This is a genomic window from Mesorhizobium sp. P2_D6 (assembly GCF_056404315.1).
Genome location: NZ_JBFUEG010000001.1, coordinates 222,032 through 248,443, shown reverse-complemented (window position 1 = coordinate 248,443; position 26,412 = coordinate 222,032). Strand labels below are relative to the sequence as shown.

Annotated in this window: 23 protein-coding genes; 16 read left to right on the top strand and 7 right to left on the bottom strand. The window is 63.3% G+C overall.

Translation table 11 applies throughout. From position 1 onward, the window contains the following. Positions 1-51 precede the first annotated feature (51 nt). Positions 52-474, bottom strand: a complete 423-nt coding sequence (locus AC1D1L_RS01090) for a pilus assembly protein N-terminal domain-containing protein (protein WP_352555265.1) — start codon at positions 472-474, stop codon at positions 52-54. A gap of 353 nt (positions 475-827) precedes the next feature. Here AC1D1L_RS01090 and AC1D1L_RS01085 point away from each other — a divergent pair, with 353 nt between their 5' ends. The 9 genes from AC1D1L_RS01085 to AC1D1L_RS01045 all read left to right on the top strand — a co-directional run bounded on the left by AC1D1L_RS01085 (position 828) and on the right by AC1D1L_RS01045 (position 9,999). Further along, positions 828-1,007 carry a Flp family type IVb pilin gene (locus AC1D1L_RS01085; protein WP_477338120.1) on the top strand — a complete coding sequence of 60 codons (180 nt, stop codon included), beginning with the start codon at positions 828-830 and terminating at the stop codon, positions 1,005-1,007. A 191-nt stretch (positions 1,008-1,198) separates the two neighbouring features. Next, entirely contained in the window at positions 1,199-1,717 is a 519-nt protein-coding gene (locus AC1D1L_RS01080; protein ID WP_477338119.1) for an A24 family peptidase, read from the top strand. 216 nt (positions 1,718-1,933) lie between these two features. Further along, the gene (cpaB, locus tag AC1D1L_RS01075) at positions 1,934-2,749 is read left to right on the top strand and encodes a Flp pilus assembly protein CpaB (RefSeq protein WP_477338117.1); all 816 of its coding nucleotides are present in this window, start codon (positions 1,934-1,936) and stop codon (positions 2,747-2,749) included. Then, entirely contained in the window at positions 2,746-4,269 is a 1,524-nt protein-coding gene (locus tag AC1D1L_RS01070; RefSeq protein WP_477338115.1) for a type II and III secretion system protein family protein, read from the top strand. The genes cpaB and AC1D1L_RS01070 overlap by 4 nt, the downstream gene beginning before the upstream one ends. 13 nt (positions 4,270-4,282) lie before the next feature. Next, positions 4,283-5,020, top strand: a complete 738-nt coding sequence (locus AC1D1L_RS01065; protein ID WP_477338113.1) for a CpaD family pilus assembly protein — start codon at positions 4,283-4,285, stop codon at positions 5,018-5,020. A 54-nt stretch (positions 5,021-5,074) separates the two neighbouring features. Next, complete coding sequence (locus AC1D1L_RS01060) at positions 5,075-6,358, top strand: CpaE/TadZ family protein (RefSeq protein ID WP_436257976.1); 1,284 nt, start codon at positions 5,075-5,077, stop codon at positions 6,356-6,358. 29 nt (positions 6,359-6,387) lie between these two features. Continuing rightward, complete coding sequence (locus tag AC1D1L_RS01055; RefSeq protein ID WP_477338112.1) at positions 6,388-7,899, top strand: CpaF family protein; 1,512 nt, start codon at positions 6,388-6,390, stop codon at positions 7,897-7,899. Positions 7,900-7,928: 29 nt separating this feature from the next. Further along, positions 7,929-8,942, top strand: a complete 1,014-nt coding sequence (locus AC1D1L_RS01050) for a type II secretion system F family protein (RefSeq protein WP_477338110.1) — start codon at positions 7,929-7,931, stop codon at positions 8,940-8,942. 40 nt (positions 8,943-8,982) lie between these two features. Continuing rightward, on the top strand, positions 8,983-9,999 hold the full coding sequence (locus tag AC1D1L_RS01045; protein WP_477338108.1) for a type II secretion system F family protein: 1,017 nt from the start codon (positions 8,983-8,985) through the stop codon (positions 9,997-9,999). Between the two features lie 107 nt (positions 10,000-10,106). On the opposite strand, the gene AC1D1L_RS01040 is transcribed toward AC1D1L_RS01045, so the two are convergent. Further along, entirely contained in the window at positions 10,107-10,928 is an 822-nt protein-coding gene (locus AC1D1L_RS01040) for a tetratricopeptide repeat protein (RefSeq protein ID WP_352555966.1), read from the bottom strand. Positions 10,929-11,169: 241 nt separating this feature from the next. On the opposite strand from AC1D1L_RS01040, the gene AC1D1L_RS01035 reads away from it, so the two are divergent. The 5 genes from AC1D1L_RS01035 to pdeM all read left to right on the top strand — a co-directional run bounded on the left by AC1D1L_RS01035 (position 11,170) and on the right by pdeM (position 17,305). Then, complete coding sequence (locus tag AC1D1L_RS01035; protein WP_477338106.1) at positions 11,170-12,531, top strand: leucyl aminopeptidase family protein; 1,362 nt, start codon at positions 11,170-11,172, stop codon at positions 12,529-12,531. Between the two features lie 70 nt (positions 12,532-12,601). Continuing rightward, positions 12,602-12,952: a MarR family winged helix-turn-helix transcriptional regulator gene (locus AC1D1L_RS01030; RefSeq protein ID WP_181056278.1), complete on the top strand. Its 351-nt coding sequence runs from the start codon at positions 12,602-12,604 to the stop codon at positions 12,950-12,952. A gap of 27 nt (positions 12,953-12,979) precedes the next feature. Further along, positions 12,980-13,840, top strand: coding sequence for a C40 family peptidase (locus tag AC1D1L_RS01025; protein WP_477338104.1), 861 nt, complete (start codon positions 12,980-12,982; stop codon positions 13,838-13,840). Between the two features lie 200 nt (positions 13,841-14,040). Next, the gene (locus AC1D1L_RS01020; protein WP_477338102.1) at positions 14,041-16,587 is read left to right on the top strand and encodes a ligase-associated DNA damage response DEXH box helicase; all 2,547 of its coding nucleotides are present in this window, start codon (positions 14,041-14,043) and stop codon (positions 16,585-16,587) included. Between the two features lies 1 nt (position 16,588). Then, complete coding sequence (pdeM, locus tag AC1D1L_RS01015) at positions 16,589-17,305, top strand: ligase-associated DNA damage response endonuclease PdeM (RefSeq protein ID WP_477338100.1); 717 nt, start codon at positions 16,589-16,591, stop codon at positions 17,303-17,305. A gap of 2 nt (positions 17,306-17,307) precedes the next feature. Here pdeM and AC1D1L_RS01010 read toward each other — a convergent pair whose 3' ends face one another. Beyond that, complete coding sequence (locus AC1D1L_RS01010) at positions 17,308-18,279, bottom strand: quinone oxidoreductase family protein (RefSeq protein WP_477338098.1); 972 nt, start codon at positions 18,277-18,279, stop codon at positions 17,308-17,310. A gap of 92 nt (positions 18,280-18,371) precedes the next feature. Between AC1D1L_RS01010 and AC1D1L_RS01005 the strand changes: the two genes are divergently transcribed. After that, positions 18,372-19,244 (top strand): LysR substrate-binding domain-containing protein, encoded by an 873-nt coding sequence (locus AC1D1L_RS01005; RefSeq protein WP_477338096.1) that lies wholly within the window; start codon positions 18,372-18,374, stop codon positions 19,242-19,244. Between the two features lie 7 nt (positions 19,245-19,251). Here AC1D1L_RS01005 and AC1D1L_RS01000 read toward each other — a convergent pair whose 3' ends face one another. The 3 genes from AC1D1L_RS01000 to AC1D1L_RS00990 are packed head-to-tail and all read right to left on the bottom strand — an operon-like array spanning position 19,252 to position 23,855. Further along, the gene (locus AC1D1L_RS01000) at positions 19,252-20,190 is read right to left on the bottom strand and encodes a dimethyl sulfoxide reductase anchor subunit family protein (protein WP_477338094.1); all 939 of its coding nucleotides are present in this window, start codon (positions 20,188-20,190) and stop codon (positions 19,252-19,254) included. A 3-nt stretch (positions 20,191-20,193) separates the two neighbouring features. Beyond that, complete coding sequence (locus tag AC1D1L_RS00995) at positions 20,194-20,928, bottom strand: 4Fe-4S dicluster domain-containing protein (protein ID WP_477338092.1); 735 nt, start codon at positions 20,926-20,928, stop codon at positions 20,194-20,196. Next, complete coding sequence (locus AC1D1L_RS00990) at positions 20,925-23,855, bottom strand: molybdopterin oxidoreductase family protein (RefSeq protein ID WP_477338090.1); 2,931 nt, start codon at positions 23,853-23,855, stop codon at positions 20,925-20,927. Before AC1D1L_RS00990 ends, AC1D1L_RS00995 begins: the two co-directional genes overlap by 4 nt. 278 nt (positions 23,856-24,133) lie before the next feature. On the opposite strand from AC1D1L_RS00990, the gene AC1D1L_RS00985 reads away from it, so the two are divergent. Continuing rightward, positions 24,134-25,027 carry a LysR substrate-binding domain-containing protein gene (locus AC1D1L_RS00985; RefSeq protein WP_477338088.1) on the top strand — a complete coding sequence of 298 codons (894 nt, stop codon included), beginning with the start codon at positions 24,134-24,136 and terminating at the stop codon, positions 25,025-25,027. 5 nt (positions 25,028-25,032) lie between these two features. Here the strand turns inward: AC1D1L_RS00985 and AC1D1L_RS00980 are convergent, their stop codons facing one another. Beyond that, positions 25,033-26,289: an Hsp70 family protein gene (locus AC1D1L_RS00980; RefSeq protein ID WP_477338086.1), complete on the bottom strand. Its 1,257-nt coding sequence runs from the start codon at positions 26,287-26,289 to the stop codon at positions 25,033-25,035. Positions 26,290-26,412: the final 123 nt, after the last annotated feature.

Here is a 26,412-nt window from a genome sequence, read left to right as displayed (position 1 = left end):
CCGCCGCTAACCGATGCGACATTTCGATGAAACAGCGAGCAGCCCGGGCGCTTACTGGCCGGCGCTCATTTCGGCTTCGGAGGCCTTCTCCGACTCGCTCTTGAACGAGCTCTCGCAATAAGGCGTGCAGGACATGGTCTGCACCGAAGCGCGCCTGTAGATACGCACCGACGACGCGTCCTGGCGCACCACCGTCACCTGCTCGTCGATGATTGGGCTGCCCTCCTGGTCGAGGACAACCAGATTGGTGACGCCGAACCCCTTGCCCGTTAGCACGATCGTCGATGCATCCTGGACGGATGCGTCGGCAATCGCCGGATTGCCGACCACGATGGTGTCGGCTGGGCGTGTCAGTTTGACGATCTTGGCCTGGTTCATCGTCACTTCGATGCCGGCTCCGGCCTTGGCCGGCAGCACAAAGGCCGGAACGGCGAGAAGCGCGGCAAGCAGGAATGACGATTTCATGGCGGTCATCGAGGCGCTCCACGGCAACTTGTTCAACGGAACATGAAGGAGATTGGTGAACCAACGGTTAAGCCGATGACCGGGCCTGGGATATTCGCAGGCATTTTGCCACTGGCTAATATAAAGAGCGTCCTGTCGATAGCCCTGAAGTTCCAGCTTTCGCGGCCTTTTCACGGGTAGGCGAGCCGCTGTCCGGCGTTTAGTTTACGGTTAACCACGCAAGCTGTTCGAAGCGCTAAAGGAATCGGTAAGGCTGTTTATTAAGCCGATTGAAAGAGCTTCTCCCTAGATTGGCAGCATCCGATCAACCACCACACAGAAGTTGACGGAAGTGCTGTAACACGTGGAGTAGGAGCTCTCGAATGTCTAATCTCATCGCACGTTTCGTGAAGGACGAGTCCGGCGCGACCGCTATCGAATACGGTCTGATCGCCGCTCTCATCGCGCTTGCCATCATGGTCGGTGCTGGTTCGCTCGGCAACGCCCTGGGCGTCAAGTTCAACGACATCGCCACCGCCGTCTCGACCGGCAAGGCTCCGTAATACTTACGGATCAGTGGTTGTTTGGGAACAAGGGCCGCTGTTTGCGGCCCTTGTTTCATTTGTGCGATGCGCAGGATCTGAATCCGCAATTCGCAGGCGATACCTGTGAATTTGAGATCGCTGCCTCATCAATCGTTAATCGAACCTGTCTAGGCTGAAGTCCGGTACAATTTGACCAAGGCGCCGCGCCGATGCTTGAAGCCCTGATCTTCGTCGTCTTTCCCTTCTGCATGCTCTTTGCCGCGATCTCCGACATGCTGTCGATGACGATCGCCAATCGCGTACCGGTGTTGCTGCTGGCGGTATTTGCCCTGGTTGCGCCGTTGACGGGCATGGACTGGGCAACCTATGGCTGGCATTTCGCTGCCGGGGCCATGGTGCTGGCCGTGACGTTCGGTCTGTTTGCGCTTGGCGGCATGGGGGGCGGCGACGCCAAGCTGCTGGCCGGCACCGCCGTCTGGATGGGGTTCAGCCCTCACCTTGTCGAGTATCTCGTCATCTCGACGTTCATTGGTGGTCTGCTGACGCTCGCCATCCTTCTCTATCGGAAATCGCCGCTGGCGACTTATACCAGCCACAATCCGTTCCTGCGCCATTTCGCCGACGACACGACTGGCGTTCCCTACGGCATTGCACTCGGCATTGGCGGGCTGCTGACCTATCCGGATTCACCTTTGATGGTATGGGCATTGGCAAGGCTGGCGAGCTGATACAGCGAACCTCTTTGCCGCTCCGGCATCGATGAAAAGAGGCGGCTTGGCCGGCGGCTTGGCCGCCTTTTTGTTGTCGCAGCGTTGGATGTGTCCAATTTATGTAAACCTTAAATTAATCACGATCGTAAGCATTATATTAACCTTGTTTTGACGATTGCCGCTGCAAAGTCCGGCCTGGCTAGGTGGTTTGCCTAAAGGCGAGGGTTCGGACAGATGCCAGCATCCCGACTGATCATTCTGGGCGTGGCGGTGGCTGCGGCGGGTGGTGCAGGTTACGTTGCAAAGAACATGGTGGCGGTCTCGCCGCCCCAACAGGTCGTCGTCGACGCGCCTCAGGCGCCTGCAATCGCCTTGCAAGATGTGCTCGTGCTTTCCGGCGACGTCGCCATGGGCAGTCCGCTTGAGAACAACATCAGCTGGGAGTCCTGGCCGGCCGAAGGGATCAACGCAAATTTCATCACCCGCGCCGTCGAACCCGACGCGCTGGAGAAGCTGAAAGGCTCAGTTGCCCGCGTCGCGATGTACACCGGCGAGCCGTTGCGGCGCTCCAAGCTGATCGGCGAGGGGCAGAGCTTCATGTCGTCGATCCTGCCGAGCGGCATGCGGGCCGTCGCCACTGCGATCTCGGCCGATACGTCGGCAGGCGGCTTTATCCTGCCCAACGATTTTGTCGACGTCATCATGACCCGCAGATCCGACACCGGCAACGCCGGCAGCGGATTCACCACAGAAACAATCCTTAAGAACATCCGGGTCCTGGCGATCGACCAGACCATCCAAGAGGACGAGGAAGGCAAGAAGACCAGGGTTGGACAGACCGCGACGCTGGAGCTGACGCCGCAGCAGGCCGAGATCATCACTGTCGCCCAGCAGATGGCCGATCGCCTGACGCTGGCATTGCGCTCGATCACCGACAACAATGAAAAAGGTACGGATGAAGCCGACTACCTCGTTTCCGGCAATGGGCGGCGCGGAACTGTACGGTTGATCAAATCGGGCGAAGTTTCCGAAGTAGGGGCAAGGAAATGAGGTTAATCGCTAAACTGCCGGTCACCATGGCTGCGGCAATCGGCCTGCTTTTCCTCGGAGCCCATGCAAGTGGCCTCCTCGAGGCCAAGGCCGCCGGCAAGAGCGCCGGGGTTACCGCTTCGACGGCCACGCAACGGGTCAAGCTCGGCCTCAACAAATCGGTGGTCATCGACCTGCCGAGCGATGCCTACGACATCCTCGTCGCCAACCCCGCGGTCGCCGATGCGGTGACTCGCACGGCAAGGCGCATCTATCTGTTCGGCAAGGCAGTGGGCGAAACCAACATCTTCGTCTTCGGTCCCAATGGCGAGCAGATCGTCAGCCTGGATCTGGCCGTCGAACGCGACGTCGCCGGATTGGAGGACTACCTCAAGCGCTTCCTTCCGAACGCCGAGATCAAGGTTGAACTGCTGAACGACAACGTCGTCCTGACCGGCACGGTGGATACGCCGCTCGATGCCAAACGCGCCGTCGATCTGGCAACCATCTTCGTGTCCGGCGGTGAAGCGACAACCGGCCAGTATTCGCAGACAGCGGCCGGCGGCTCGGCCAATGGCGGCGTCGACATCGACAATCCGGATGCCGAACGACGGGTCTCGAAGATCGTCAATCTGCTGCAGATCATCGGCGACGACCAGGTGACGCTGAAGGTAACCGTGGCCGAAGTCAGCCGCTCGGTGATGAAACAGCTCGGCGTCAACATGGTCGGCAGAGGCAGCATCGACGGCATTTCCTACAGTGCGCTGAGCTCGCCCAACTACGGGCTGGGCAAACCGCTTTCGCAGAATTCGGCGCTGAATCTGCTGGGTGACGGGAAAGGCAATGGCCTTCAAGCCTACATCAACGCCATGGAGCAAAGCGGCGTCATGAAGACGCTTGCCGAACCGACCCTCACGGCGGTTTCGGGCGAGAAGGCAACGTTCAGGGCCGGCGGCGAATTCAATCTTATCACCGCACGTACGGGCACCGCACCGGTAACCTATACCAACGAAAAGCTCGAATACGGCATCGGCCTGGAGTTCCAGCCCGTGGTGCTGTCGGCGGGGCGGATCAGCCTCAAGGTCAGGACGTCCGTGTCTGAGCCGACCATGGAAGGTTCGACCACCCTGGAAGGCCTCGGCAGCTTGCCCGGCACGACGCTCCTGTCGATCCGCAAGCGACTTGCCGACACCACCGTCGAATTGCCGTCAGGCGGCTCGATGATGATCGCCGGCCTCGTTCGCGACGACGTCCGCCAGGCCGTATCGGGCTTGCCCGGCCTGGCCAAGATCCCGGTGCTCGGCACGCTGTTCCGCAGCCGCGATTTCGTCCGCAACGAAAGCGAGCTGGTCATCATCATCACGCCCTATCTGGCGCGGCCGGTGGCGCGCAACGACCTGGCCAAGCCGGACGACAATTTCAATGCTGCCGGCGATGGCCCGGCCATGTTCCTTGGCCGCGTCAACCGCGTCTACGGCACCATGCAGACCGACAAGCCCAACGGCCGCTACCACGGCGTTGTTGGCTTCATCTACAAGTAAGCGGGGAGCGGACATGTCTCAGTCAGCATCGAAGGCAATGGCGGTCGCCGCAACAATGCGGTCCGGTCGTGCCCGGATCCGCCGATCGGCAATGCCGATCCTGGCGATCGCGATCGCGGCCTCGCTTTCCGGATGCGCCAAGCGCGACAGCATCACCGTTGGGGCAATTCCCGATGACTATCGCACCACGCATCCGATCGTGATTGCCGAGAAGAACCAGAAGATCGACCTTCCGGTCGGCGCCGGTGATCGCGGCATGACCGGCTCGCAGCGCGATACGCTTCTCGGCTTCCTCGACGGCTACGACAAGAGCGCTGCCCCGGCGCTGACGATCGCAACCCCCATCGGCTCGGCCAATGAGGTGGCAGCGACCGCCGCGGCGCGCGATTTCGCCAGGCTGGCGGTTGCCAGCGGCATCAAGCGAAACCGGATCGTCGTGACCTCCTATCAGTCGGTTTCCCCGGAAGCCTCGGCGCCTATCCGCGTCTCCTATATTTCGGTGAGAGCCCAAACCGACAAATGCGGGCGCTGGCCCGAGGACTTGTTCGAGACCTCGGAAAACAAGCACTACGCCGATTACGGCTGCTCGTCTCAGAACAACCTCGCCGCGCAGCTCGCCAATCCGGCCGATCTGCTGGGGCCAAGAAAGTCGACCGATATCGACGCCGAGAACCGCGGTGCGGTGATCGACGTCTATCGCGGTAGGGGTATTTCGGACGAGTTCCTCGGCAATTCGGAAGTGACGTACTAGGAGCGCCAGTCCCGCGTAGAGACCGGAAAGAGAAGTCACGGAAAGAACATGACGATGAGCAATCTTGCCTACGACGCGCCCGTAGACGGCGGCGACAGCTCGCAATCAGATATTGCCGCGATGCAGGCGCTGCGGCCGGTCCCGCGTATTTCGATCCAGGCATTTTGCGAGACCGAAGGTGTCGCGCATCCGGTGGAGCGGGCCGGCGAGGATCGCCGCATGGCGAAGGCGCATCTGAAAGTGCATATGGGCGGCATCGCCACGGCGATCGAATTCTACCAGTCGGCTCCCACGCCGAACCTGATCCTGCTGGAGTCGCGCAGCGAACCGAAGCAGTTGCTGGAGCAGCTTGCCCAGCTTTCCGAATATTGCGATCCCTCCTCGAAAGTCGTGGTGATCGGCCACTACAACGATGTCGGGCTTTACCGCGAACTCATCCGCTTCGGTATTTCCGAATATGTCATCGCGCCGGTGTCGATGGCCGATGTCGTCTCCGTGGTGTCGTCGATCTTCGTCGATCCGGAGGCTGAGCCGATCGGCCGCTCGATTGCCTTCATCGGCGCCAAGGGCGGCGTCGGCTCCTCGACCATCGCCCACAATGTGGCGTGGGCGATGTCATCACTGTTCAAGTCGGAAGTGGTCGTCGCCGATCTCGACCTGGCTTTCGGGACGGCCAACATCAATTTCGACCAGGACCCGGCGCAAGGCATAGCCGAGGCCGTGTTTTCACCCGAACGCGTCGACGAGGTCTATCTCGACCGGTTGCTTGCCCAATGCGCCGAGCATCTGTCGTTGCTTGCCGCGCCCTCCACTCTGGAGCGGGTCTACGACTTTGATCCCGAGGCCTTCACACAACTCATCGACACCGCGCAGCGTAGCGTGCCGCTGCTGGTGCTCGACGTCCCCCATGTCTGGACCGGCTGGACCAAGAACACACTGATGAAGGCCGACGAGATCGTCATCACGGCGACACCAGAACTGGCCAATTTGCGCAACACCAAGAATATGGTCGATATGCTGACGCGGCTTCGCCCGAACGATGCGCCGCCGAAGCTCATCATCAATCAGGCCGGGGTGCCGAAACGACCCGAAATATCAGCTTCCGACTTCGCCGAGCCGCTCGGCATCACGCCGATGTCGGTGATCGCCTTCGACCCGTTGCTGTTTGGAAACGCCTCCAACAACGGCCGCATGCTGGGCGAGATGGATGCCAAGAGCCCGGTCGTCGGGATGATCAATGAAATCGCGCATGTGCTGACCGGTCGCAGCGAAATCAAGGCCAAGAAGAAGGCAGGCCTTGGCGGCCTGCTCGGCAAGCTCTCGCGTAACAAGAAATGACGCTTCTCAAGCGGAATTGGTAGTCGATCATGTTTGGTAAAAGAGGCTCCGACGACGGCAGCCGGTCCACCCCGGAATTCCGTCAGCCAGCACCGCCACCCGCGGCGCCGGCGGCTGCAAAGCCCGCGGACACGGCCGTTCTTTCCCGGCCCGCCGCAGCGTCGCCGTCTGCTGCGCCGGCAATGCCGCCCGCTCGCCGTGCTGTTGAGGCACCGCCGATGGCGCCGGAGCCGGCAAGAAAGGTCCAGCGCGAACGCAGCGAGACCTACTACGACACCAAGAGTCAGGTCTTCTCCGCGCTTATCGACACCATCGACCTGTCGCAGCTCGCCAAGCTCGATCCCGAGAGCGCGCGCGAGGAAATCCGCGATATCGTCAACGACATCATCGCCATCAAAAATTTCGCAATGTCGATTGCCGAGCAGGAAGAGCTGCTCGAAGACATCTGCAACGACGTGCTGGGCTACGGCCCGCTGGAGCCGTTGCTTGCCCGCGACGATATCGCCGATATCATGGTCAACGGCTCCAAGAACGTCTACATCGAAGTCAACGGCAAGGTCGAACAGACCGGCATCCGCTTCCGCGACAATCAGCAACTGCTCAACATCTGCCAGCGCATCGTCAGCCAGGTTGGCCGCCGCGTCGACGAATCGAGCCCGATCTGCGACGCCCGCCTACCCGACGGTTCCCGCGTCAACGTCATCGCCCCGCCGCTGTCCATCGACGGCACAGCGCTCACCATCCGCAAGTTCAAGAAGGACAAGCTGACGCTCGATCAGCTGGTCAAGTTCGGCGCCATCTCGCCGCAGGGCGCCGAGATCCTCAAGATCATCGGCCGCGTCCGCTGCAACATCGTCATCTCCGGCGGTACCGGCTCCGGCAAAACGACGCTGCTCAACTGCCTGACCAACTATATCGACCGCGAGGAACGCGTCATCACCTGCGAGGACTCGGCCGAGCTGCAACTGCAGCAGCCGCATGTGGTGCGTCTCGAAACCCGCCCGCCCAATCTCGAGGGTGAAGGCGAGGTGACCATGCGCGACCTGGTCAAGAACTGCCTGCGCATGCGGCCCGAACGCATCATCGTCGGCGAAGTGCGCGGACCGGAGGTTTTTGACCTGCTGCAGGCGATGAACACCGGCCATGACGGTTCGATGGGAACGATCCACTCCAACAGTCCGCGCGAATGTCTGAACCGTATCGAATCGATGATTGCCATGGGCGGCTATTCACTGCCGCAGAAGACCGTGCGCGAAATCGTCGTCGGCTCCATCGATGTCATCATCCAGGCAGCACGCCTTCGCGACGGGTCGCGCCGCATCACCCACATCACCGAGGTGATCGGCATGGAAGGCGACGTCATCATCACGCAGGATCTCGTGCTCTATAACATCAAGGGCGAGGACTCGAACGGCAGGCTGCTGGGCGAGCATGTGTCGACCGGCATTGGCCGTCCGCATTTTTGGGATCGTGCCCGCTACTACGGCGAGGAACAGCGCCTCGCCAATGCGCTGGAATCGATGGAGAAACGCGCTGACTGACACATCTGGAGGCGTGGGGACCAAGGTTGATGTTCGGAATTGACACCACCGTACTGGCGTTCATCGTGCTCGCCGGCTTCAGCGCCGGCGCGGTCGCCTATGCCTTCCTGTTCACCCAGATGAGCAACGAGAAGCAGGCCGGCAAGCGGCTCGAGACGATCAAAGCCGCCGAGACCGATCGTTCGGTCGTCAAGGCTTCACGCGACCGTGTCGCGGAGGCGGCCAAGCGGCGCAAATCCGTCCAGGATTCATTGAAACAGCTCGACGAAAAGCAGAAGACCACCGAACGCGTTGTCAAGAAGCCGCCGCTGAAGGCCCAGCTCCGTCAGGCCGGCATGCAGGTCTCGATTGAGCGTTTCTATCTCTACTCCCTCTTTTGCGGCATCGCGCTGACGGCGCTTGCCTATTTCGCCGGCGCGCCGCTGCTGGTCTTGCCAGGCGCGCTGCTGGCCGGCGCGCTCGGCCTGCCCCGCTGGTTCGTCTCGCTTCGCCGCGCGCGCCGGGTCAAGGCGTTCCTCAACGAATTTCCCAACGCCCTCGATATCATAGTGCGCGCCGTCAAGTCCGGCCTGCCGCTCAACGACGCCATTCGCCTGATCGCCAATGAATCGCCGGAGCCGGTCAAGACCGAGTTCCGCCGCATCGTCGATTCACAGCAGGTTGGCATGTCCATCCCCGATGCCACCTTGCGCATGGCCGAAACCATGCCATGCAGCGAGGCAAGCTTCTTCGGCATCGTCATCCAGATCCAGTCGCAGGCCGGCGGCAATCTCTCCGAGGCGCTGGGCAACCTTTCGCGCGTGCTTCGCGATCGCAAGAAGATGAAGGCCAAGGTCCAGGCGCTGTCGATGGAAGCGAAGGCCTCGGCCGTCATCATCGGCGCGCTGCCTTTTGTCGTCGCCCTTCTCGTCTACCTGTCGAGCCCGAATTACATCATGCCGTTGTTCACCACCAGCACCGGCAATCTGATCCTCGGCTGTTCCGGCGTCTGGATGTCGATCGGCATTCTGGTGATGCGCAAGATGATGAACTTTGAGGTTTAGGCCCGACTTCGGAAAGCTCGAACGAAAAGACTGAAAACGAATGACAGACCAAGTCGTCAAATCGCTGACCGATCCTGCCTTCCTGATCGCATTGCTGGTCGGCATCGCGGTGTTCGCGACCGTCTTCACGCTGCTGCCGGCCCTGGGTGGCAATCAGCTCAAGGCACGCATGAAATCGGTGGCGCTGGAGCGGGACGAACTGCGCGCCAAGCAGCGCGCGCGGCTGGCCAACGAAGCCGATCGCCGCCGCAAGGGCCTGCGCGAGGAACAGTCTATCGGCATGCGTAACATCGTCGACAGGCTGGACCTGCGGCGTGCGCTGGCCGATGAAGGCACGCTGCAGAAGCTCAAAGTGGCGGGCTTTCGTGGCCAGAACCCCCTGACGCGCTTCCTGTTTTTCCGCCTGGTCCTGCCCTTTGTCGGTTTCGCGCTGGCGGCGATCTATCTGTTCGTGCTCGGCGGGCTGCCGGACCGGCCGGCTTTCGTGAAGGTGTTCGTCTGCATCCTTGTCGCCTATGCCGGTTTCTACGCGCCGATCCTTTACGTCAACAACCGTGCCGCCAAGCGCAAGCAGTCGATCCAGCAGGCGTGGCCGGATGCGCTCGACCTGATGCTGATCTGCGTCGAGTCGGGCATGTCGGTAGAGGCTGCAATGCGCAGGGTCGCCGATGAGATCGGCTCGCAGTCGGTGGCGTTGGCGGAGGAGTTCGTGCTGACCAATGCCGAACTCTCTTATCTGCAGGAGCGCAAGCAGGCTTATGAAAACCTCGCGGCTCGTACCGGTCTGGAATCGGTGAAGTCGGTGTCCCAGGCGCTGGTCCAGGCCGAGCGCTACGGCACGCCCGTGGCGCACGCATTGCGCGTGCTGGCCTCGGAAAGTCGCGATATGCGCATGAATGCGGCCGAGAAGAAGGCCGCCGCCCTGCCGCCGAAGCTCACCGTGCCGATGATCCTGTTTTTCCTGCCGGTGTTGTTCGCCATCATTCTTGGACCGGCCGGCATGCAGGTCAGCCAGCGCGGCATCTTCGGCGACCAGCACAATTCCTCAAGCCAGTAGGCTTCGTTGCAGCCATACGAAAGAGCCGCGTTGCTGATGCAATGCGGCTCTCGGTTTTCAGCTTTGATGCGAATGGATTTTGCGCCGCGCGGAGGTGTATTCGGCGCTCAGTTGGTCGCCGGCTTGCCCTTGTCCTGATCCTTGAGCTGGCTCCAGGCGTTCTGCTGGGCAAGCATCTGGCGAAGGTAGGCCACATTGGCTTGCGCCTGTTCGGGCGAAAGCTCCTGCGAGGCGATCTTCTCGGCCTCGTCGAAACGGCCCTGAAGTCCCACGACCAGCGCCAGGTTCTGGCGCACCCGGCTGTCGGCGTTCGGTTGCTGGGCGGCCGAGCGCATATAGGTCTCGGCGGTGCGCAGATCGCCTTCCAGCACATAGGACATGCCGAGATTGGAAAGGATCGAAGGCTCGTTTGGCTTGAGGTCCAGCGCCTTGCGGTAATCCTGGCGCGCTTCATCCTTCTGGCCGATCTGGTCGAGGATGGCAGCCTCGGCCGACATCAGCCGCCAGTCCGGATATTCCGGGGTCTGCGCCCGGCGCACCGCGTCGAGCGCGGACTCAAACTGGCCGTTGGCGGCGAGCGCCTTGCCATAGGCGGCGAGCACGTCGCGATCCTTGGGGTAGGCGATCGCCAGCTTGCGCATCACGGCAAGCGACTGGTCGGCATCGCCGTCCATCTGCAGCGCCGCCGCAAAATTTGTCGCCAGCCGTTTGTCGTTGGGATTTTTTGCGTAGGATTCGCCGAGCCGCGTGGTCGCGCTGTGCAACTCGCTGGCCGACATGGTTTCCAGCGGTTTGCCGCTGGTGCGCCCGATCGAGCCGGTCGTGAGCTTGCTGGTTCCGCACCCGGCAACACCGGCCGCGAGCGCCATCAGCAACGCCGTGGTGACCAACCGTTTGCCCGTGACGTTCATCCTGCGGTTGGTCGGCATCGGCACGGGGCTCTCCATTCCTGCGCGCGGCCATTGCGTGGCCGTCTTCATTCCCCCAGAAATATTCTGTTAACCCTAACGGATAGTTAAAAAGTGGCCCGTTGAGATCGGTACGCCGCCCGCCGGAAGCCATTGGCTTGGCATTTTCCTATGCCTGGCCTCTGTGCATAGAGGTTGAAATCATTCGACGTCCCTGTCAGGTGACTGGGGACGACTTGCAAGCCTGCGCGGAGACCATCGAATGCCCGTCGAACTCGTCGAGACACTAAACACTGCTTTGCCCGTCCATCTGGTCGCGAGGGATGGCCTGGAGGCCTTGGGGCTTTCGCCTTCCACGATCACCTGGGCGGCCGCCAACGGCTTTTCCGGCGAAGCCGGCAGGACGCTCGCCGTGCCCGGCGAAAACGGCGCGCTTGCCGGCGCGCTGTTCGGCATCGGCGAAGGCGAGGGCGCACTGGCCATCGGTGCGCTGGCGAGAGCCCTGCCGGAAGGCGACTGGTACCTTGCCTCGGCGCATGCCGAGCCGGAACTCTCGGCCATAGCCCTGGTTCTCGGCGGCTATGTCTTCACCCGATACGGCAAGAAACCGGGCAAGGCATTGCGCTTTGCGATGCCGTCCGGCGCCGATGCGGGCCGTGTCCGCCGCATCGCCGACGGCGTCTTCCTGACGCGCGATCTCGTCAATACGCCGACCAGTGACATGGGACCGGACGAGTTGGAAAAGGCCGTGCGGGCCTTGGCGGCGACACACAAGGCCGAGGTGTCGGTGATCAAGGGCGACGATCTGCTCAAGCAGAATTTTCCGATGATTCATGCGGTCGGCCGCGCCTCCATCGGCGCGCCGCGCCTGATCGACATGATTTGGGGACGGGCCGATGCGCCGAAGGTGACGCTGGTCGGCAAGGGCGTCTGTTTCGACACAGGGGGTCTCGACATCAAGCCGTCGTCGGGCATGCTGTTGATGAAGAAGGATATGGGCGGCGCCGCCAATGTTCTGGGCCTGGCCTCGATGATCATGGCTGCCGGGTTGAAGGTAAGGCTGCGCGTCCTGATCCCGGCGGTTGAGAATTCCATTGCCGGCAATGCGTTCCGGCCTGGCGATGTGCTGACCAGCCGCAAGGGCACCACCGTCGAGATCGGCAACACCGATGCCGAAGGGCGGCTGGTGTTGGCGGATGCACTGGCGCTGGCCGATGATGAGGAGCCTGAACTGTTGATCGACATGGCGACGCTGACAGGCGCCGCGCGCGTCGCGCTCGGTCCCGATCTGCCGCCTTTCTACACCGGCGACGAAGCGCTGGCGTCCGAATTGGTGGCGGCCTCCGTTGCCGTCGAGGATCCGTTGTGGCGCATGCCGCTGTGGCGGCCCTACGATGCCAGGCTGGCCTCGAAGATCGCCGACATCAACAATGTTACCACCGACGGCTTTGCCGGTTCGGTCACCGCGGCGCTGTTCCTGAAACGCTTTGTCGAGCGGACGCCGGGCTGGGCGCATTTCGACATCTTTGCCTGGAATCCGTCCGACCGCCCTTACGGCCCTGCCGGCGGCGAGGCGCAAGGCATCCGTGCGCTGGAGCGGATCATTTCGAGGCGCTATGCCTGAGGTCGTGAGGTATAGCGCACGGCCTCCAAACTGAAACGGAACCGAAACAATTTGCCGTCATGCTCGGGCGATGTCGATTTCGATGCGTCCGAGCCAGGCGATGCGACTGTGGCAGCAGGTGATGCTGTCGCAGGTGCGCGATGACGCGCCCGATCTCACCATGCGCCAGACGGCGATCCTGTTCACCATCTATCTTGACCCGCCGCCGCATACAGTGCGCGGCCTGGCAGCCCGGCTCAACGTCACCAAGCCGGTCATCACCCGCGCGCTGGATACGATGGGCGCGCTGAAGCTGGTGTCGCGCCATCGCGACGAGCTCGACAAGCGCAACGTGCTGATCAGGCGCACCGTCGAAGGCGCGCTCTTTGTCGAGCGCTTCGGGGATGGTATTGTCGCCAAGGCTCACGAATTGCCTATCTGACCGATTACCATTAGCTGGATTGATGATTTGACTGCCAGGGATGCCCGCCTTCACGCCTTCCGTTCCGACCTCGCCGATGCCAGGCTGAAAGGCGAGGTATCGGCCGATCGCTTCGTCACCGGCCGTCCGGCGCGCATCGCGGCCTCCGTGGCCGATATCCGCAAGGCGCCGCGCCCCGACGCGGGCGTCAACACGCAGGTGCTGTTTGGTGACGATGTGCTTGTCTTCGAGGAAGCCGAAGGCTGGGCCTGGGTCCAGGCCGAACGCGACGGCTATGTCGGCTATGTCGGTGCCACCATGTTGGGTGCTCGCGAGCATGTGCCCACCCATATTGTCGCGGCGCCGCGCACCTTCCTCTATCCCGGCGCCGATCTGCGCTTCCCGATCAGCGGGCAATTGTCGATGGGCTCGACGGTGACAGTGACCGGCACTGCCGAAACGCGCGGCACGTACTATGCGTTGCTGCCCTCCGGTGAGGCGCTGATCGCCGGCCATCTGCGCCCGCTTGGCGACGTGGCTCACGACTACGTCGCGGTGGCCGAGATGTTTCTCGGCACGCCCTATCTCTGGGGCGGCACCTCCGGCTTCGGCATCGACTGTTCGGGCCTTGTGCAGCTGGCCATGCGCATGGCCGGCCGCAATGTCCTGCGCGATTCCGACATGCAGGCGGCAGGCCTTGGCGAACCGCTCGATCCCGGCCCGGATTATGCCGGGCTGAAGCGCGGCGACCTGGTGTTCTGGAAGGGCCACGTCGCCATCATGACCGACGCCCGCGACATGATCCACGCCAACGGCCACACCATGCTGGTATCGCGCGAAGGGCTGAAGGACGCGATCGACCGCATCGGCTATCTCTATGGCGGGCCGACGGGGTTCAGGAGGTCTTAGCCTCTTCCTCCCCGTCACTATACGGGGAGAAGGTGCCCGAAGGGCGGATGAGGGGCGGCGCGAACTTTCGATTATCAGCGCTGCGCCGCACCTATCTGCCGGCATCCTTTCCCCGTAAACGGGGCGAGGAAAGCTCTCTTCGATCACCTTTTGTTCCGATTTTGCTTGGCGTTTGCGCGCGCGCGCGCTACCTCTTTCGCGTGACCGAGCAGCCGCGCCTTGCCGAACAGAATGCCAGTGTCGCCTTGCCCGAACCGTTCATCAGATGGTTCGGCGAGAAGGGCTGGTCGCCGCGCGCCCATCAGATCGAACTTTTGGCGAGAGCCCAGGCCGGGCAATCGGTGCTGCTGATCGCGCCGACCGGGGCCGGCAAGACGCTGGCCGGCTTCATGCCGTCGCTGACCGAACTGGCCAACCGTCCCAGGCGCAAACCCGGTCAGGCCCATCGCGGCATCCACACGCTCTACATTTCGCCGCTCAAGGCGCTGGCGGTCGATATCGAGCGCAATCTCGGCAAGCCGGTGGAAGAGATAGGGCTTCCCGTCACCATCGAGACGCGCACCGGCGACACGCCCTCGCACAAGCGCCAGCGCCAGAAGCTGGCGCCTCCCGATATCCTGCTAACCACCCCGGAGCAGCTGGCGCTGCTGATCGCGGCGCCTGATGCCAGGCGCTTCTTGGAGGATCTGCGCTATGTCGTGCTTGACGAATTGCATTCGTTGGTGATTTCGAAGCGCGGCCATCTGCTGGCGCTCGGCCTTGCGCGGCTGCGCGCTTACGTGCCTGGCCTGCAGACCATCGGCCTGTCGGCGACGGTGGCTGAGCCCGATGAATTGCGGCGCTGGCTGGTCGGACAAAATCCACCCGGCGAGATGGCTGGGCTGATCACCGTCACCGGCGGCGCCAGGCCCGACATCTCCATCCTCGATTCGCGCGAGCGTGTGCCGTGGTCGGGACATTCGGCGCGCTATGCCATCCCCGAGATCTACGAGGCGATCCAGAAACATCGCATGACGCTGCTGTTCGTCAATACCCGCAGCCAGGCCGAGATGCTGTTCCAGGAACTGTGGCGGGCGAACGAGGATTCGCTGCCGATCGCGCTGCATCACGGCTCGCTCGATGTCGGCCAGCGCCGTCGTGTCGAGAAAGCGATGGCCGACAATGCGCTGCGCGCCATCGTCGCCACTTCGACGCTCGACCTCGGCATCGACTGGGGCGATGTCGACCTGGTCGTGCATGTCGGTGCGCCCAAGGGCGCCAGCCGGCTGGCGCAGCGCATCGGCCGCGCCAACCACCGCATGGACGAGCCGTCGAAGGCGATCCTCATTCCGGCCAACCGCTTCGAAGTGCTGGAATGCCGTGCGGCCCTCGACGCCAACTATCTCGGCGCGCAGGACACGCCGCCGCTGATCAATGGCGCGCTCGACGTGCTGTCGCAGCATGTGCTGGGCGTCGCCTGTGGCGCGCCTTTCGACGCCGATCTTCTGTTCGAGGAGGTGCGCAGCGCGGCCCCCTATGCGGGGCTTGAGCGCCAGACCTTCGATCGTGTCGTCGACTTCGTCGCCACCGGCGGTTATGCCCTGAAGAACTATGAGCGCTACGCCCGCATCCGCAAAACCAAAGACGGGTTGTGGCGCGTCTCCAATCCGCGCGTCGCGCAACAATACCGGCTGAATGTCGGCACCATCGTCGAAATGCCGGAGCTCAACGTCCGCTATGTCCGGCAGGGCCGCGGCATGGTTGGGCGCGGCGGACCGGTGCTGGGCAAGATCGAGGAGTATTTCGCCGAGACGCTGCGTCCCGGCGACAATTTCCTGTTCGCCGGCAAGGTGCTGCATTTCGAGGGCATCCGCGAGAACGAATGCGTTGTCTCCAACGGCGCCGGCGCCAACATCATCGTGCCCTCCTATGCCGGCGGCAAGTTTCCGCTGTCGACCTATCTCGCCGAGCAGGTGCGCGGCATGCTGGCCGATCCCCACAAATGGCAGGCATTGCCCGAGCAGGTTGCCGACTGGCTCAGACTGCAGAAGGAAAAGTCAGTGCTGCCCAAGCGGGGCGATCTTCTGGTCGAAACCTTTCCGCGCGGCAACCGCCACTACATGGTCGCTTATCCGTTCGAGGGCAGGCTGGCGCACCAGACGCTCGGCATGCTTTTGACGCGCCGGCTGGAGCGGGCCAACGCCCGTCCGCTCGGCTTCGTCGCCACCGACTATTCGCTGGCCGTCTGGGCGCTCGACGACATGGCGGCCTTGTTCAAGGCGAAGAAGCCGTCGCTGGCTGCTCTGTTCGACGAGGACATGCTTGGCGACGACCTCGAAGCTTGGCTGAACGACAGCTGGATGCTGAAGCGCACCTTCCGCACCTGCGCCGTCATTGCCGGGCTGATCGAGAAGCGTTTCCCGGGGCAGGAGAAGAGCGGCCGCCAGGTGACGGTCTCGGCCGACCTGATTTACGATGTGTTGCGCAGCCACGAACCTGACCATATCCTGCTGCAGGCGACCCGCACCGATGCCTCGGCCGGCTTGCTCGATGTCAGCAGACTTGCCGAGATGCTCTCGCGTGTGCGCGGTCGAATCATGCATAAGCATCTCGACCAGATTTCGCCGCTAGCTCTGCCTGTGATGCTGGAGATCGGCAGGGAATCGGTCAATGGCGGCGCCAACGAGTCTCTGCTCATGGAGGCCGCCGATCTGGTTGAAGAGGCCATGGGGCCAAGGGCGAAACCGGACCAAGAGGGTCTGACTTGAAATGAATTTTTCGCTGGCGCGCGCAACACTGATCGGCGAGGCCGACATGGTCGGCATCGCCGGCGAACGCGCGGTCTGCGATCCCCGCGGCGTGCTTTATTTCCCCGATCTGCGGCTGCTCGCGGTCTCCGACCTGCATCTCGAAAAAGGCTCGTCCTTCGCCAGGCGCGGCGCCCTGATCCCGCCTTACGATACCGGCGCCACCTTGTTGCGGCTGCAGGCGGTGATCGCGGACTATCAGCCTTCGATCGTCATCAGCCTGGGCGACTCCTTTCACGATGGCGGTGGCGCCGAGCGGATGCATCAATCCTTCCGCGAACGGCTGGAGGCGCTGATGGCCGGCCGCGACTGGTTCTGGGTCGCCGGCAACCATGATCCGGAAGCGCCGGCCGACCTGCCGGGCGAGACGGTGCGCGAACTCGCCATCGGCTCGCTGCTCTTCCGCCACGAGCCGTCGAAGGTGCGAACCGAGGGCGAAGTCGCAGGCCATCTCCATCCCTGTGCGCGCATCGTCCAGCGCGGCCGCTCGGTGCGGCGGCGCTGTTTTGCAGGCGATGGCGGCCGCATGATCATGCCGGCCTTCGGCGCCTATACCGGTTCGCTCAACGTGCTCGACCGCGCCTATGCCGGTCTGTTCCGCCGCGAGACGCTGATGGCCTATATGCTGGGCGCCGAGCGCATCTTCGCCATTTCCGGTTCGATGCTGCGGCCGGGCTAAGCCTACGGCAGCAGAACTGTTGCGCCGGTTGTCTGCCTCGCCTCGAGCCGGCGATGCGCCTCAGCCACTTCGGCGAGCGGCATGCTTGTGTGCACGGGGATTTTCACCGCGCCGCCGAGCACGACGCTGAAGAGATCCTCGCTCATGGCGACAACGTCCTCGCGCCTGGCGAGATGATGGAACAGCAACTGCCAGGTGGCGAACAGCGATCCTTTCTGCATCAAAAGCATGATGTCGAAGGACGGGATCGATCCCGACGCCGTGCCGAAGCTGACAAACGTGCCGAACGGCCGCAGGCAGTCGAGCGAGGCCGGGAAGGTCGCCTTGCCGACGCCGTCATAGACGACGTCGCAGCCTTCGCCACGAGTGATCTCTTTCACCCGCGCGGCAAAATCTTCCCTGCTGTAGTCGATGACATGGTCGCAGCCATTGGCGAGTGCAAGTTCGGTCTTCTTCGGCGAACCGACCGTGCCGATGACGGTCGCGCCGAGATGCTTTGCCCATTGCGTCAGGATGAGGCCGACACCGCCGGCCGCCGCATGCACCAGGATGGTGTGGCCGGCCTCGACGCGGAACGTGCGGCGCAACAGATATTGCGCCGTCAGCCCCTTCAGCATCATTGCCGCACCCGTCTCGAAATCGATGGCGTCGGGCAGATGCACGACGAAATGCGCCGGCACGATGCGCTCCTCGGCATAGGCGCCGAGCGTCTCGACATAGGCGACGCGATCGCCCGGGGCAAAGCCGCTGATGCCTTCGCCGACCGCGATGATTTCGCCGGCGCCTTCATTGCCCGGCGTGAACGGCAAAGCGGGTGGCGCATATTCGCCGGTGCGGAAATAGACGTCGACGAAGTTGAGGCCGACCGCCCGGTTGCGCACGCGGACCTCGCCCGGCCCGGGCTGGCCAATGTCGACATCCTCATAGGCAAGCACCTCTGGCCCGCCATGGCGGTGAACACGGATCGCTTTCATGATTTCTTCCCTGCCTGTTCTTGTGGGAGGGAGATAGCGCGTGGCACGATATCATTATAGATTGATATCAATGACATCAGAGTTCACAGAAAATGATATCTGAACAGATCGGCCTCGACCTTCTTCGCACCTATGTCGCGGTCTGCCGGCAAGGCAGCCTGAGCAGGGTCGCCGCACAGACCCGCAGAACCCAATCGTCGCTGAGCATGCAGATGCGCCGGCTCGAGGGCCTGCTCCAGCGGCATCTGTTCCAGCGCACCGGCCGCGGCGTCGTGCCGACCGCGGAGGGAGAGCTCTTTCTGGGCTATGCGACCCGCATCCTGGCCCTCGGCGATGAAGCGGTGGCGCGGCTGCAGCAGGCCGGCATTGGCGGCGGCGTGCGCATCGGCCTCGCCGAGGAAGTCACCACCGCAGCGCTCTCGGCCGCGCTGGGACGGCTGCACCGCACCTATCCCGACATCAGCCTCGACGCCATGGTCGAGCACAGTGTCGCGCTGGGGCGGCTGTGGAGCGAGGACGCGCTGGATGTCATGATTGCCCCGACATCGGTCGTCGCAGCCGATGCCTTGACGACGTGGAATGTCGAACTGCAATGGGTCTGCGCTACGGACTATGTGCTGGATCAGGAACGGCCGTTCGATCTCGTCGCCTTCGGTGCAACCTGCCCTTGGCGCAGGCGCATGATCGAGGCGCTGGTTGCCGCCGGCCGAGAGCACAGGATCATTCTGTCGTGCCAGAGCGTCACCGGCCTGCAGGCGGCGATCGAGAACGGACTGGGCGTCGGACTGCTTCCACCGGAATCGGTGCGCACTGGCTCAATGCGCGTGCTGAAGACATCGGTGCCCGACCCGCTCATCGTGCAATACGGACTCTATGCGCACGACCGACGGACAGCGGTGGTCGATGCCGCTATCGAAATCCTGCTGAAGGACTTGCCGGCGGCGCCGGAAGCGCGGGCCGCCTGACGGCGCGCTACCGCCCGTAATAGAGGGTAACGGTGTGCTTGGCCTCGGCGAAAAACAGCCAGCGCTCGACCAGCATGCCGACGAACTGGACAATGGCCGCAAGCACCGACGGCACCGCCGCGAGCGGCCAGGGCAAAGCGAATAGAACAGCAAGCAGAAACAGAGCCGGCAAGGCAAAAGCCAGCACTTGCGTGATCCCTCGCAACTTGGCGCCGTGCTTGCGGGCGATACGAAAGCCCATTTCCTTGAGCAGATAATTTTCTTCGGTATGCGGCCACTCCAGCGAGCGCACCGTGCCGCCGGCAAGCCCGGTTGCCGTGTTGGCGGTGGTCGCGATCTCCAGCGCATCATTGTATCGCCAGGTCGCCACCTTCCAGCCCCAGCCGAGCAAGGTCAGCAGCAGGGCGGCGGCCACGACGGGGTTCGAGCCGATGGCGAATGCCTGCAGCAGCGAATTGAGCAGCACGCTGCCGGTCATCACTGAGAAGATGAGGTAGCCGGGCAGTGTGTAGCGGCTGTGCCACTGCGCGATCGGCTTCAGCGACGCATAGATCATGCCGGTTGTGCAGACGGTGACGACCGCGCCAATGGCCGCGAGCAGCCCTGCAACAGTCACCCAGCCGCCGGTGCGGCCAAAAAACACCCAGCCAAGGCCGAACAGCCCGGCCGGAATGAAGGTCACGACCGAAGCCACGCCTTCGCGCGACAGCCAGGAACTGCGCCATTGCGAGAAGGCGCGCCAGGCACGTTCGGGGCGGCCGAGATGGCCGGTCGACGACAACAAGCCGGCGGCGATCAGGCCGAGCGCCAGCCCCATGCCGATGAGGCCGAGCCAGAAATCGGCCGGGATGAACCCCAGTCCGCTAAGCACGCCAAGCAGTGCCAGCAGGCCGTAGCCGGCGCCGGTGGCAGTGGTGAAGAAGACGACGGAAAAGGCTGGATGCATTGGTCAGTTAGAAAGCATGCGGTCGACCCAACCGAGGAAACCGCCTTCGGCCTTGACCGCCTCGAGCCTCGGTGCCGCCACTGAAGCTGCACGCTCGGTGTGGGCACGCGGCGGCAGGTACTTGTTGGTCGGCTTGTAGCCCATCTCTGGCATCAGGTCGACGCCGCCACGGCTGGCGACCAGTTGGGACACCGCCGAGGCGGGATCGCCGAGATCGCCGAAATGCCGGGCGCTGGTCGGGCAGGCGGCAACGCAGGCCGGCACGCGGTCCTCCTCGGCCAGATTATCGTTGTAGATGCGGTCGACGCAGAGCGTGCATTTCTTCATCACGCCGACATCGGTGTCGAATTCGCGCGCGCCATAGGGACAGGCCCAGCTGCACAATTTGCAGCCGATGCATTTGCTTTCGTCGATCAGCACGATGCCGTCCGACGCCCGCTTGTAGGAGGCGCCGGTCGGGCAGACGGTGACGCAGGCCGGCGTCTCGCAATGCAGGCAGGAGCGCGGGAAGTTGACGGTGCGCCCGCCCGCCTCCGTCGTGTGCTCGTAGCTGTGCACGCGGTTGAACCAGACGCCGTCGACATCGCCGCCATAGGGGTGAATGTCGGTCAGCGGCGCCATGTGGCCGCCGGTGTTCCACTCCTTGCAGGCGGTGACGCAGGCCTGGCAGCCGACGCAGGTGTCGAGGTCGATGACAAGGCCGAGCTTCTTGTCGGTATGGGTGGGAAGGCAGGTCATTCCACGGCTTCCCTGTTGACGCGGAATTCGGCGCCGTAGCGAAGGATGTCGGGCGATGGCGCGACATTTGGCGGTTGGCTGAAACGCTCGAATTGCGGCTCGGTGAAGCCGGCTTCCTCGGCCGCGCATTTGACGATGCGCACCCGCAAATCGAACCACGCCGCCTGTCCGGTCACCGGATCGGAATTCGAATAGCGCTTGCCGTTGGCATCGACCGAGGTCTGGTCGCCGATAATGTGGTTGAGCAGGAAGCCGCGATTGCTTTCGGCGGCATCGTCCTTCAGCCCCCAGCTGCCGCGCCTCTTGCCGATGGCGTTCCAGGTCCACACCGTATCTGGATTGACGCCGTCGACCAGCTTGATCTGCCCCTTCACCCGGCCATTGATGCTTTCGATCCACACCCAGTCGTCGTCGACAAGGCCGAGGTGAGCCGCTTTTCTGTGGTGCACGAACAGCCGGTTCTGACTGGTGATTTGCCGCAGCCACGCATTCTGCGAACCCCAGGAATGATACATGTGCATCGGCCGCTGCGTGAGCGCGTGCAGCGGATATTTTTCGAGATCGACGGCGGCCTCTTCGAACGGCGTAAACCAGAACGGCAGCGGGTCCATATAGGTCTCGATACGGCCGCGCTCGGCTTCCGGCGGCTGCACGCGGCCATGGCCGCGCGCGGCGAGGCGAAAGCGCTGCATCGGCTCGGAATAGAGCTGGAACACGATGGGCTCGGCCTTGGGAATGAACCCCAACTGCTCCGCGAAGTCGAGATAGGAGCGGTTGGCCATCTTGTAATAGCGCTGGTCGGCGGCAAAGTCCTGGTGCCAGAAGCCGCCATTGTCGATGTAGCGCTGCAGCTGGTCCGGATTGACTTCGCCCTTGCCGACAGACGTGCCGTCCTTGCCGCGCCAGCCGGCGAGTGGGCCGATGCCCGGCGTGCGCTCGTGATTGACGATGTAGTCGGCATAGTCGCTGTATTTCGCGGACCCATCGTCGTTGACGAAGCAGGGCAGGCCGAGGCGCGCGCCGAGTTCGATCAGCACCGACTGGAACGGCCTGACATCGCGGTCGGGCTCGACCACGGGATGGCGGATGGCGTCGCCCGGTCCATCGGCATGGCTTATCGGCCGGTCGAGTAGGCTGATGCAATCATGCCGTTCGAGATAGGTGGTGTCGGGCAGCACCAGGTCGGCGAACGGCACGGTCTCCGAATAATAGGCGTCGGAATAGATTATGAAGGGGATCTTGTAGTTGCCCGCCTCGTCATGGTCGGTCAGCATGGCAATGGTCTCGACGGTGTTCATCGAGGAATTCCACGCCATGTTCGACATGTACATCATCAGCGTGTCGATCGGGTAAGGGTCGCTGGCCCAGGCATTGCGGATGACCGTATGCATCAGCCCATGCGCGGCCAGCGGCGCGTCCCAGGAATAGGCCTTGTCGATGCGAAGCGGCGTGCCGGCCTCATCGACCAGCAGGTCATCCGGCCCACAGACGAAGCCAAGCGGCACGCCGTCCAGCGGCGTCATCGGCTTTACGCTTTTGCCGCACGGCTTCGGCCCCGGCGGCGCCGAGCGCGGGTAGGGCGGCTTGAAACGAAAGCCGCCGGGCACGTCGATCGTGCCGAGCAGCACCTGCAGCAGATGGATGGCGCGGCAAGAGTGAAAACCGTTCGAATGGGCCGATATGCCCCGCATGGCATGCATCGACACCGGCCGTCCCTTGATCGTGTCGTGCCGACGCCCGGCCCAGTCGGTCCATGCCACCGGCAGTTCTACCGTCTGTTCGAAGGCGACATGCGCGAGTTCGGCCGCGATCCGGCGGATGGTGTCGGCCGGAATGCCGCACTGCGCCGCGACTGCGTCAGGCGCGTAGCTGTCGTCCATGTAGCGATCGGCGACGAGCTGGAACACCGGCACACAGCGGCGGCCGGCGACGGTGTAGCTGCCGGTCAGCGCCGGCTTTGCATCTGGGTCGGCGGCATTGATGGAGGCCTTCGCCACCCGGTCCCAGGCGACGGGATTGTTGTCGCTGTCGCGCAGGAAAAGCCCGTCATCGGCCCCGCCCGGCTCCTGGATGACCAGAACATGAGCGTTGGTGTAGCGCAGCAGATAATCGAGATCGACGCGACCGGCTTTGAGCAGTTCATGGATGAGGGCGAAGACGAAGAGGCCGTCCGTGCCGGGCCTGATGCCGATCCAGTCGTCGGCGATCGCGTTGTAGCCGGTGCGGCAAGGGTTGATCGACACCACCTTGGCACCGCGCGCCTTGAGCTTGCCGAGCCCGATCTTGATCGGGTTGGAATCATGGTCCTCGGCGACGCCGAACAGCATGAAGTATTTGGTGTTGTCCCAGTCCGGCTCACCGAACTCCCAGAACGAACCGCCGATCGTGTAGAGCCCGCCCGCCGCCATATTGACCGAGCAGAAGCCGCCATGGGCAGCGAAGTTCGGCGTGCCGAACTGGCTCGCCCACCAGCCGGTCAGCGACTGCGACTGGTCGCGCCCGGTGAAGAAGGCGAGCTTTTTCGGATCGGTGCGGCGTATGTTGGAAAGTCGTTCCGTCGCAATCGCAAAGGCTTCTTCCCACTCGATCTCGCGGAATTCGCCGGAGCCGCGCGGACCGCTGCGCAGCAGCGGCTTCTTCAGCCGCGCCGGGCTGTAATGCTGCATAATGCCGGAGCTGCCCTTGCCGCAGATCACGCCGCGATTGACCGGATGGTCCTTGTTGCCGTTGATGTAGCGCACCTTGCCGTCCTTGATGTGGACGTCGATGCCGCAACGGCAGGCGCACATATAGCAGGTGGTCTTGGCGATGCTGTCGGAGACATCGGGCGAGGTGTCGACGCCGTCGCCTTCATCCGGCGCGCGCGTATCGGCAAGCGGCCGTTGCGACGGTGCGGAATTGGCCCCGCGCGGCGCTCCGTGGCTCATGGACCCGGCGTGCTTTTGCTGCCTGAGAATTTGGCCCGCGTCTTCGGTCCGGGGCCGCGCATATAGTGTTCTTCAGGGTGATAGCGGTCGCCAGCCAGCCGCCGCCTGAGGCCACGGGTCCAATGCGCAAGCAGGGATCTGAACCGCCCGATCATTTTGTTGGCTGCGATCTGTTGGCGAATTTCTTCTAACTTCGGTCGAAAAAGTAGAATAAAGCTATCGATCTGTCTAATCAGTTGTTCTTGTAAATTCGATCGAAATTGGTTCTTAATGCGCGCATGACCCTGGATCAGTTGCGCATTTTCATCGCCGTCGCCGAACGCGGCCACATGACCAAGGCGGCAGAGCTTTTGGGCATCTCCCAGTCGGCTGCGTCGGCGGCCATCCGTGCGCTCGAGGAGCAGCACGGCGTTCATCTGTTCAACCGGGTCGGCCGCAACATTGAGCTGGCGCAAACCGGCCACCGCTTCCTGCCTGAGGCCAAGGCGGTGCTGGAGCGCGCGGCCGCCGCCCGCAACGTGCTGGAACATGTCTCGCAGACCGTCGCCGGCAGCCTGTCGATCGCCGCCAGCCTGACCATCGCCAGCTACTGGCTGCCGCGCCGGCTGGCGTCCTTCCATGAGGCCTACCCGGCGGTGCGCTTAAGCGTCACCATCGGCAACACCAGGCAGGTGGAGGCCAATGTGCTGGACGGCACTGCCGATCTCGGCCTGGTCGAGGGGCGCACCGAGTCCGATATCCTGCGCCGCACCAAGGTTGACGTCGACAGACTGATGCTGGTTGTCGCCGCCTCGCATCCCGAGATCGTCGAAATCGCGCCGGGCCGCCCCGACATCAGGGGGCTGCGCTGGATAATTCGCGAGGGCGGTTCGGGCACGCGCGAGGTGCTGGAGGATCTGGCCCGCCGCGAAGGGATTTCGCTCGCCGATCTGCAGATATTTTTGGTGCTGCCAAGCAACGAGGCGGTTCGCCAGGCGGTCGAGGCCGGCGCCGGCGCCACCATCATTTCCGATCTCGTCGTCGGGCGCGCCGTGGCCGAGGGCAGCCTCCGGTCGGTGCCGCTCGAACTGCCGAAGCGCGACTTCGCCATGATCACCCATCGCGATCGCCAGGCGAGCCTGGCGCAGATGGCGCTCAAAGCGCATCTCAGCGCCTCTGCAGACCATGCGTGAGGGGGCTAGCCGAACTTCCGCTTTGCATCCAGCGCCAGGCCAAGCCCGACCGAGCCGAACATGTCGCCCTCGATGACAGCGGCTTGCGGCACCAGCGACAGGATTTCTCGCCTCGCCAGCGGGATCGCGGTCGAGCCGCCGGTGAGGAACACGGCGGTGATGTCGGACGCTTTCACGCCTGCGTCAGTGATCGTCAGCCGCACCGTCGCGGACACCCGTTCGATGTCGGCGGCGACAGTCTCTTCCAGGCCTGTCCGCGTGATTTCGGCGGCAAAATGCACGTCGGGCAGCGCCACCGTCACATCAGCCGAAGCCTGATCCGTCAGCGCGATCTTCGCTCGTTCGACCAGCCCGGCGAGCGCATGGCCGTAGCGATGCTCGACAATGTGGATGAAGCGCTCGACCAGGTCGGCACGCTTGGCCTCGAAGCGGATCTGCCTGAGGTCCGTCATCGCCTTAGCGGTGTAGACAAGGTTGATGCGCTGCCACGTGGCCAGATCGATAAAGTAGCTCGCCGGCAGATTGCGCTTGCCGTCTTTCGTCGGTGAGAGATAGCCGAGCTTGGGCATGACATGGGCGATGCTGAGCAGCCGGTCGAAGTCGGTGCCGCCGATGTGGATGCCGCGATTGGCCAAAATATCGTCCTTGCGATCGCTTGAGCGGGCGCGCTGGGGCGAAACCCGCACGATCGAGAAGTCGGACGTGCCGCCACCCATGTCGACGATCAGCGCCAGCTCCTCACGTGCCACACCCTGTTCGTAATCGAGTGCAGCGGCGATCGGTTCGAACTGGAAGGCGATGTGCTTGAAGCCTTGCGCGCGCGTTGCCTTTTCAAGCTCGCCCTGCGCCTTGGCATCGGCTTCCGCATCATCGTCGACGAACTGCACGGGCCGGCCGAGTACGACGCTCTCCACGGGAGCGCCGGCATCTTCCTCGAGCCGCGTCTTGAGATGGCTGACGAACATGCCGACAATGTCGATGAAGCCGATCTGGCGCGCCTTGATGCGCGTCTTCTCATGCGCCAGCGAACTGCCGAGCACGCTCTTCAGCGACCGCATCAGCCGCCCTTCAATGGCGTCGGTGTAGTCGGCGATGGCGCGGCGGCCGAAATAGGTGTGGCCGTCCTCGAAGTTGAAGAACACCGCACTTGGCAATGTCGGCTGTTCCGCTTCCAGCGCCACCAGTCGTGCCTGGCCGTTCCGGATTACGCCCACCGTAGAATTGGACGTGCCGAAATCGATGCCGCCAAATGCCTGATGCATTGCAGCCTCCTGTCATTGGGTCGCGGTGGCCAGCGCTGAAAAGCACTGTCATCCGGATGTCCGGACCGCTTGCCGAATTGATTGTCCGTAATTGCCCGAGGGTTGGGAGGCGGCGATCTATCG

Coding starts and splice junctions, on each gene's coding strand:
- AC1D1L_RS01090 (WP_352555265.1), bottom strand. CDS start 474: ATGACCGCCATGAAATCGTCATTCCTGCTTGCCGCGCTTCTCGCCGTT.
- AC1D1L_RS01085 (WP_477338120.1), top strand. CDS start 828: ATGTCTAATCTCATCGCACGTTTCGTGAAGGACGAGTCCGGCGCGACC.
- AC1D1L_RS01080 (WP_477338119.1), top strand. CDS start 1,199: ATGCTTGAAGCCCTGATCTTCGTCGTCTTTCCCTTCTGCATGCTCTTT.
- cpaB (WP_477338117.1), top strand. CDS start 1,934: ATGCCAGCATCCCGACTGATCATTCTGGGCGTGGCGGTGGCTGCGGCG.
- AC1D1L_RS01070 (WP_477338115.1), top strand. CDS start 2,746: ATGAGGTTAATCGCTAAACTGCCGGTCACCATGGCTGCGGCAATCGGC.
- AC1D1L_RS01065 (WP_477338113.1), top strand. CDS start 4,283: ATGTCTCAGTCAGCATCGAAGGCAATGGCGGTCGCCGCAACAATGCGG.
- AC1D1L_RS01060 (WP_436257976.1), top strand. CDS start 5,075: ATGAGCAATCTTGCCTACGACGCGCCCGTAGACGGCGGCGACAGCTCG.
- AC1D1L_RS01055 (WP_477338112.1), top strand. CDS start 6,388: ATGTTTGGTAAAAGAGGCTCCGACGACGGCAGCCGGTCCACCCCGGAA.
- AC1D1L_RS01050 (WP_477338110.1), top strand. CDS start 7,929: ATGTTCGGAATTGACACCACCGTACTGGCGTTCATCGTGCTCGCCGGC.
- AC1D1L_RS01045 (WP_477338108.1), top strand. CDS start 8,983: ATGACAGACCAAGTCGTCAAATCGCTGACCGATCCTGCCTTCCTGATC.
- AC1D1L_RS01040 (WP_352555966.1), bottom strand. CDS start 10,928: ATGCCGACCAACCGCAGGATGAACGTCACGGGCAAACGGTTGGTCACC.
- AC1D1L_RS01035 (WP_477338106.1), top strand. CDS start 11,170: ATGCCCGTCGAACTCGTCGAGACACTAAACACTGCTTTGCCCGTCCAT.
- AC1D1L_RS01030 (WP_181056278.1), top strand. CDS start 12,602: ATGTCGATTTCGATGCGTCCGAGCCAGGCGATGCGACTGTGGCAGCAG.
- pdeM (WP_477338100.1), top strand. CDS start 16,589: ATGAATTTTTCGCTGGCGCGCGCAACACTGATCGGCGAGGCCGACATG.
- AC1D1L_RS01010 (WP_477338098.1), bottom strand. CDS start 18,279: ATGAAAGCGATCCGTGTTCACCGCCATGGCGGGCCAGAGGTGCTTGCC.
- AC1D1L_RS01005 (WP_477338096.1), top strand. CDS start 18,372: ATGATATCTGAACAGATCGGCCTCGACCTTCTTCGCACCTATGTCGCG.
- AC1D1L_RS01000 (WP_477338094.1), bottom strand. CDS start 20,190: ATGCATCCAGCCTTTTCCGTCGTCTTCTTCACCACTGCCACCGGCGCC.
- AC1D1L_RS00995 (WP_477338092.1), bottom strand. CDS start 20,928: ATGACCTGCCTTCCCACCCATACCGACAAGAAGCTCGGCCTTGTCATC.
- AC1D1L_RS00990 (WP_477338090.1), bottom strand. CDS start 23,855: ATGAGCCACGGAGCGCCGCGCGGGGCCAATTCCGCACCGTCGCAACGG.
- AC1D1L_RS00985 (WP_477338088.1), top strand. CDS start 24,134: ATGACCCTGGATCAGTTGCGCATTTTCATCGCCGTCGCCGAACGCGGC.
- AC1D1L_RS00980 (WP_477338086.1), bottom strand. CDS start 26,289: ATGCATCAGGCATTTGGCGGCATCGATTTCGGCACGTCCAATTCTACG.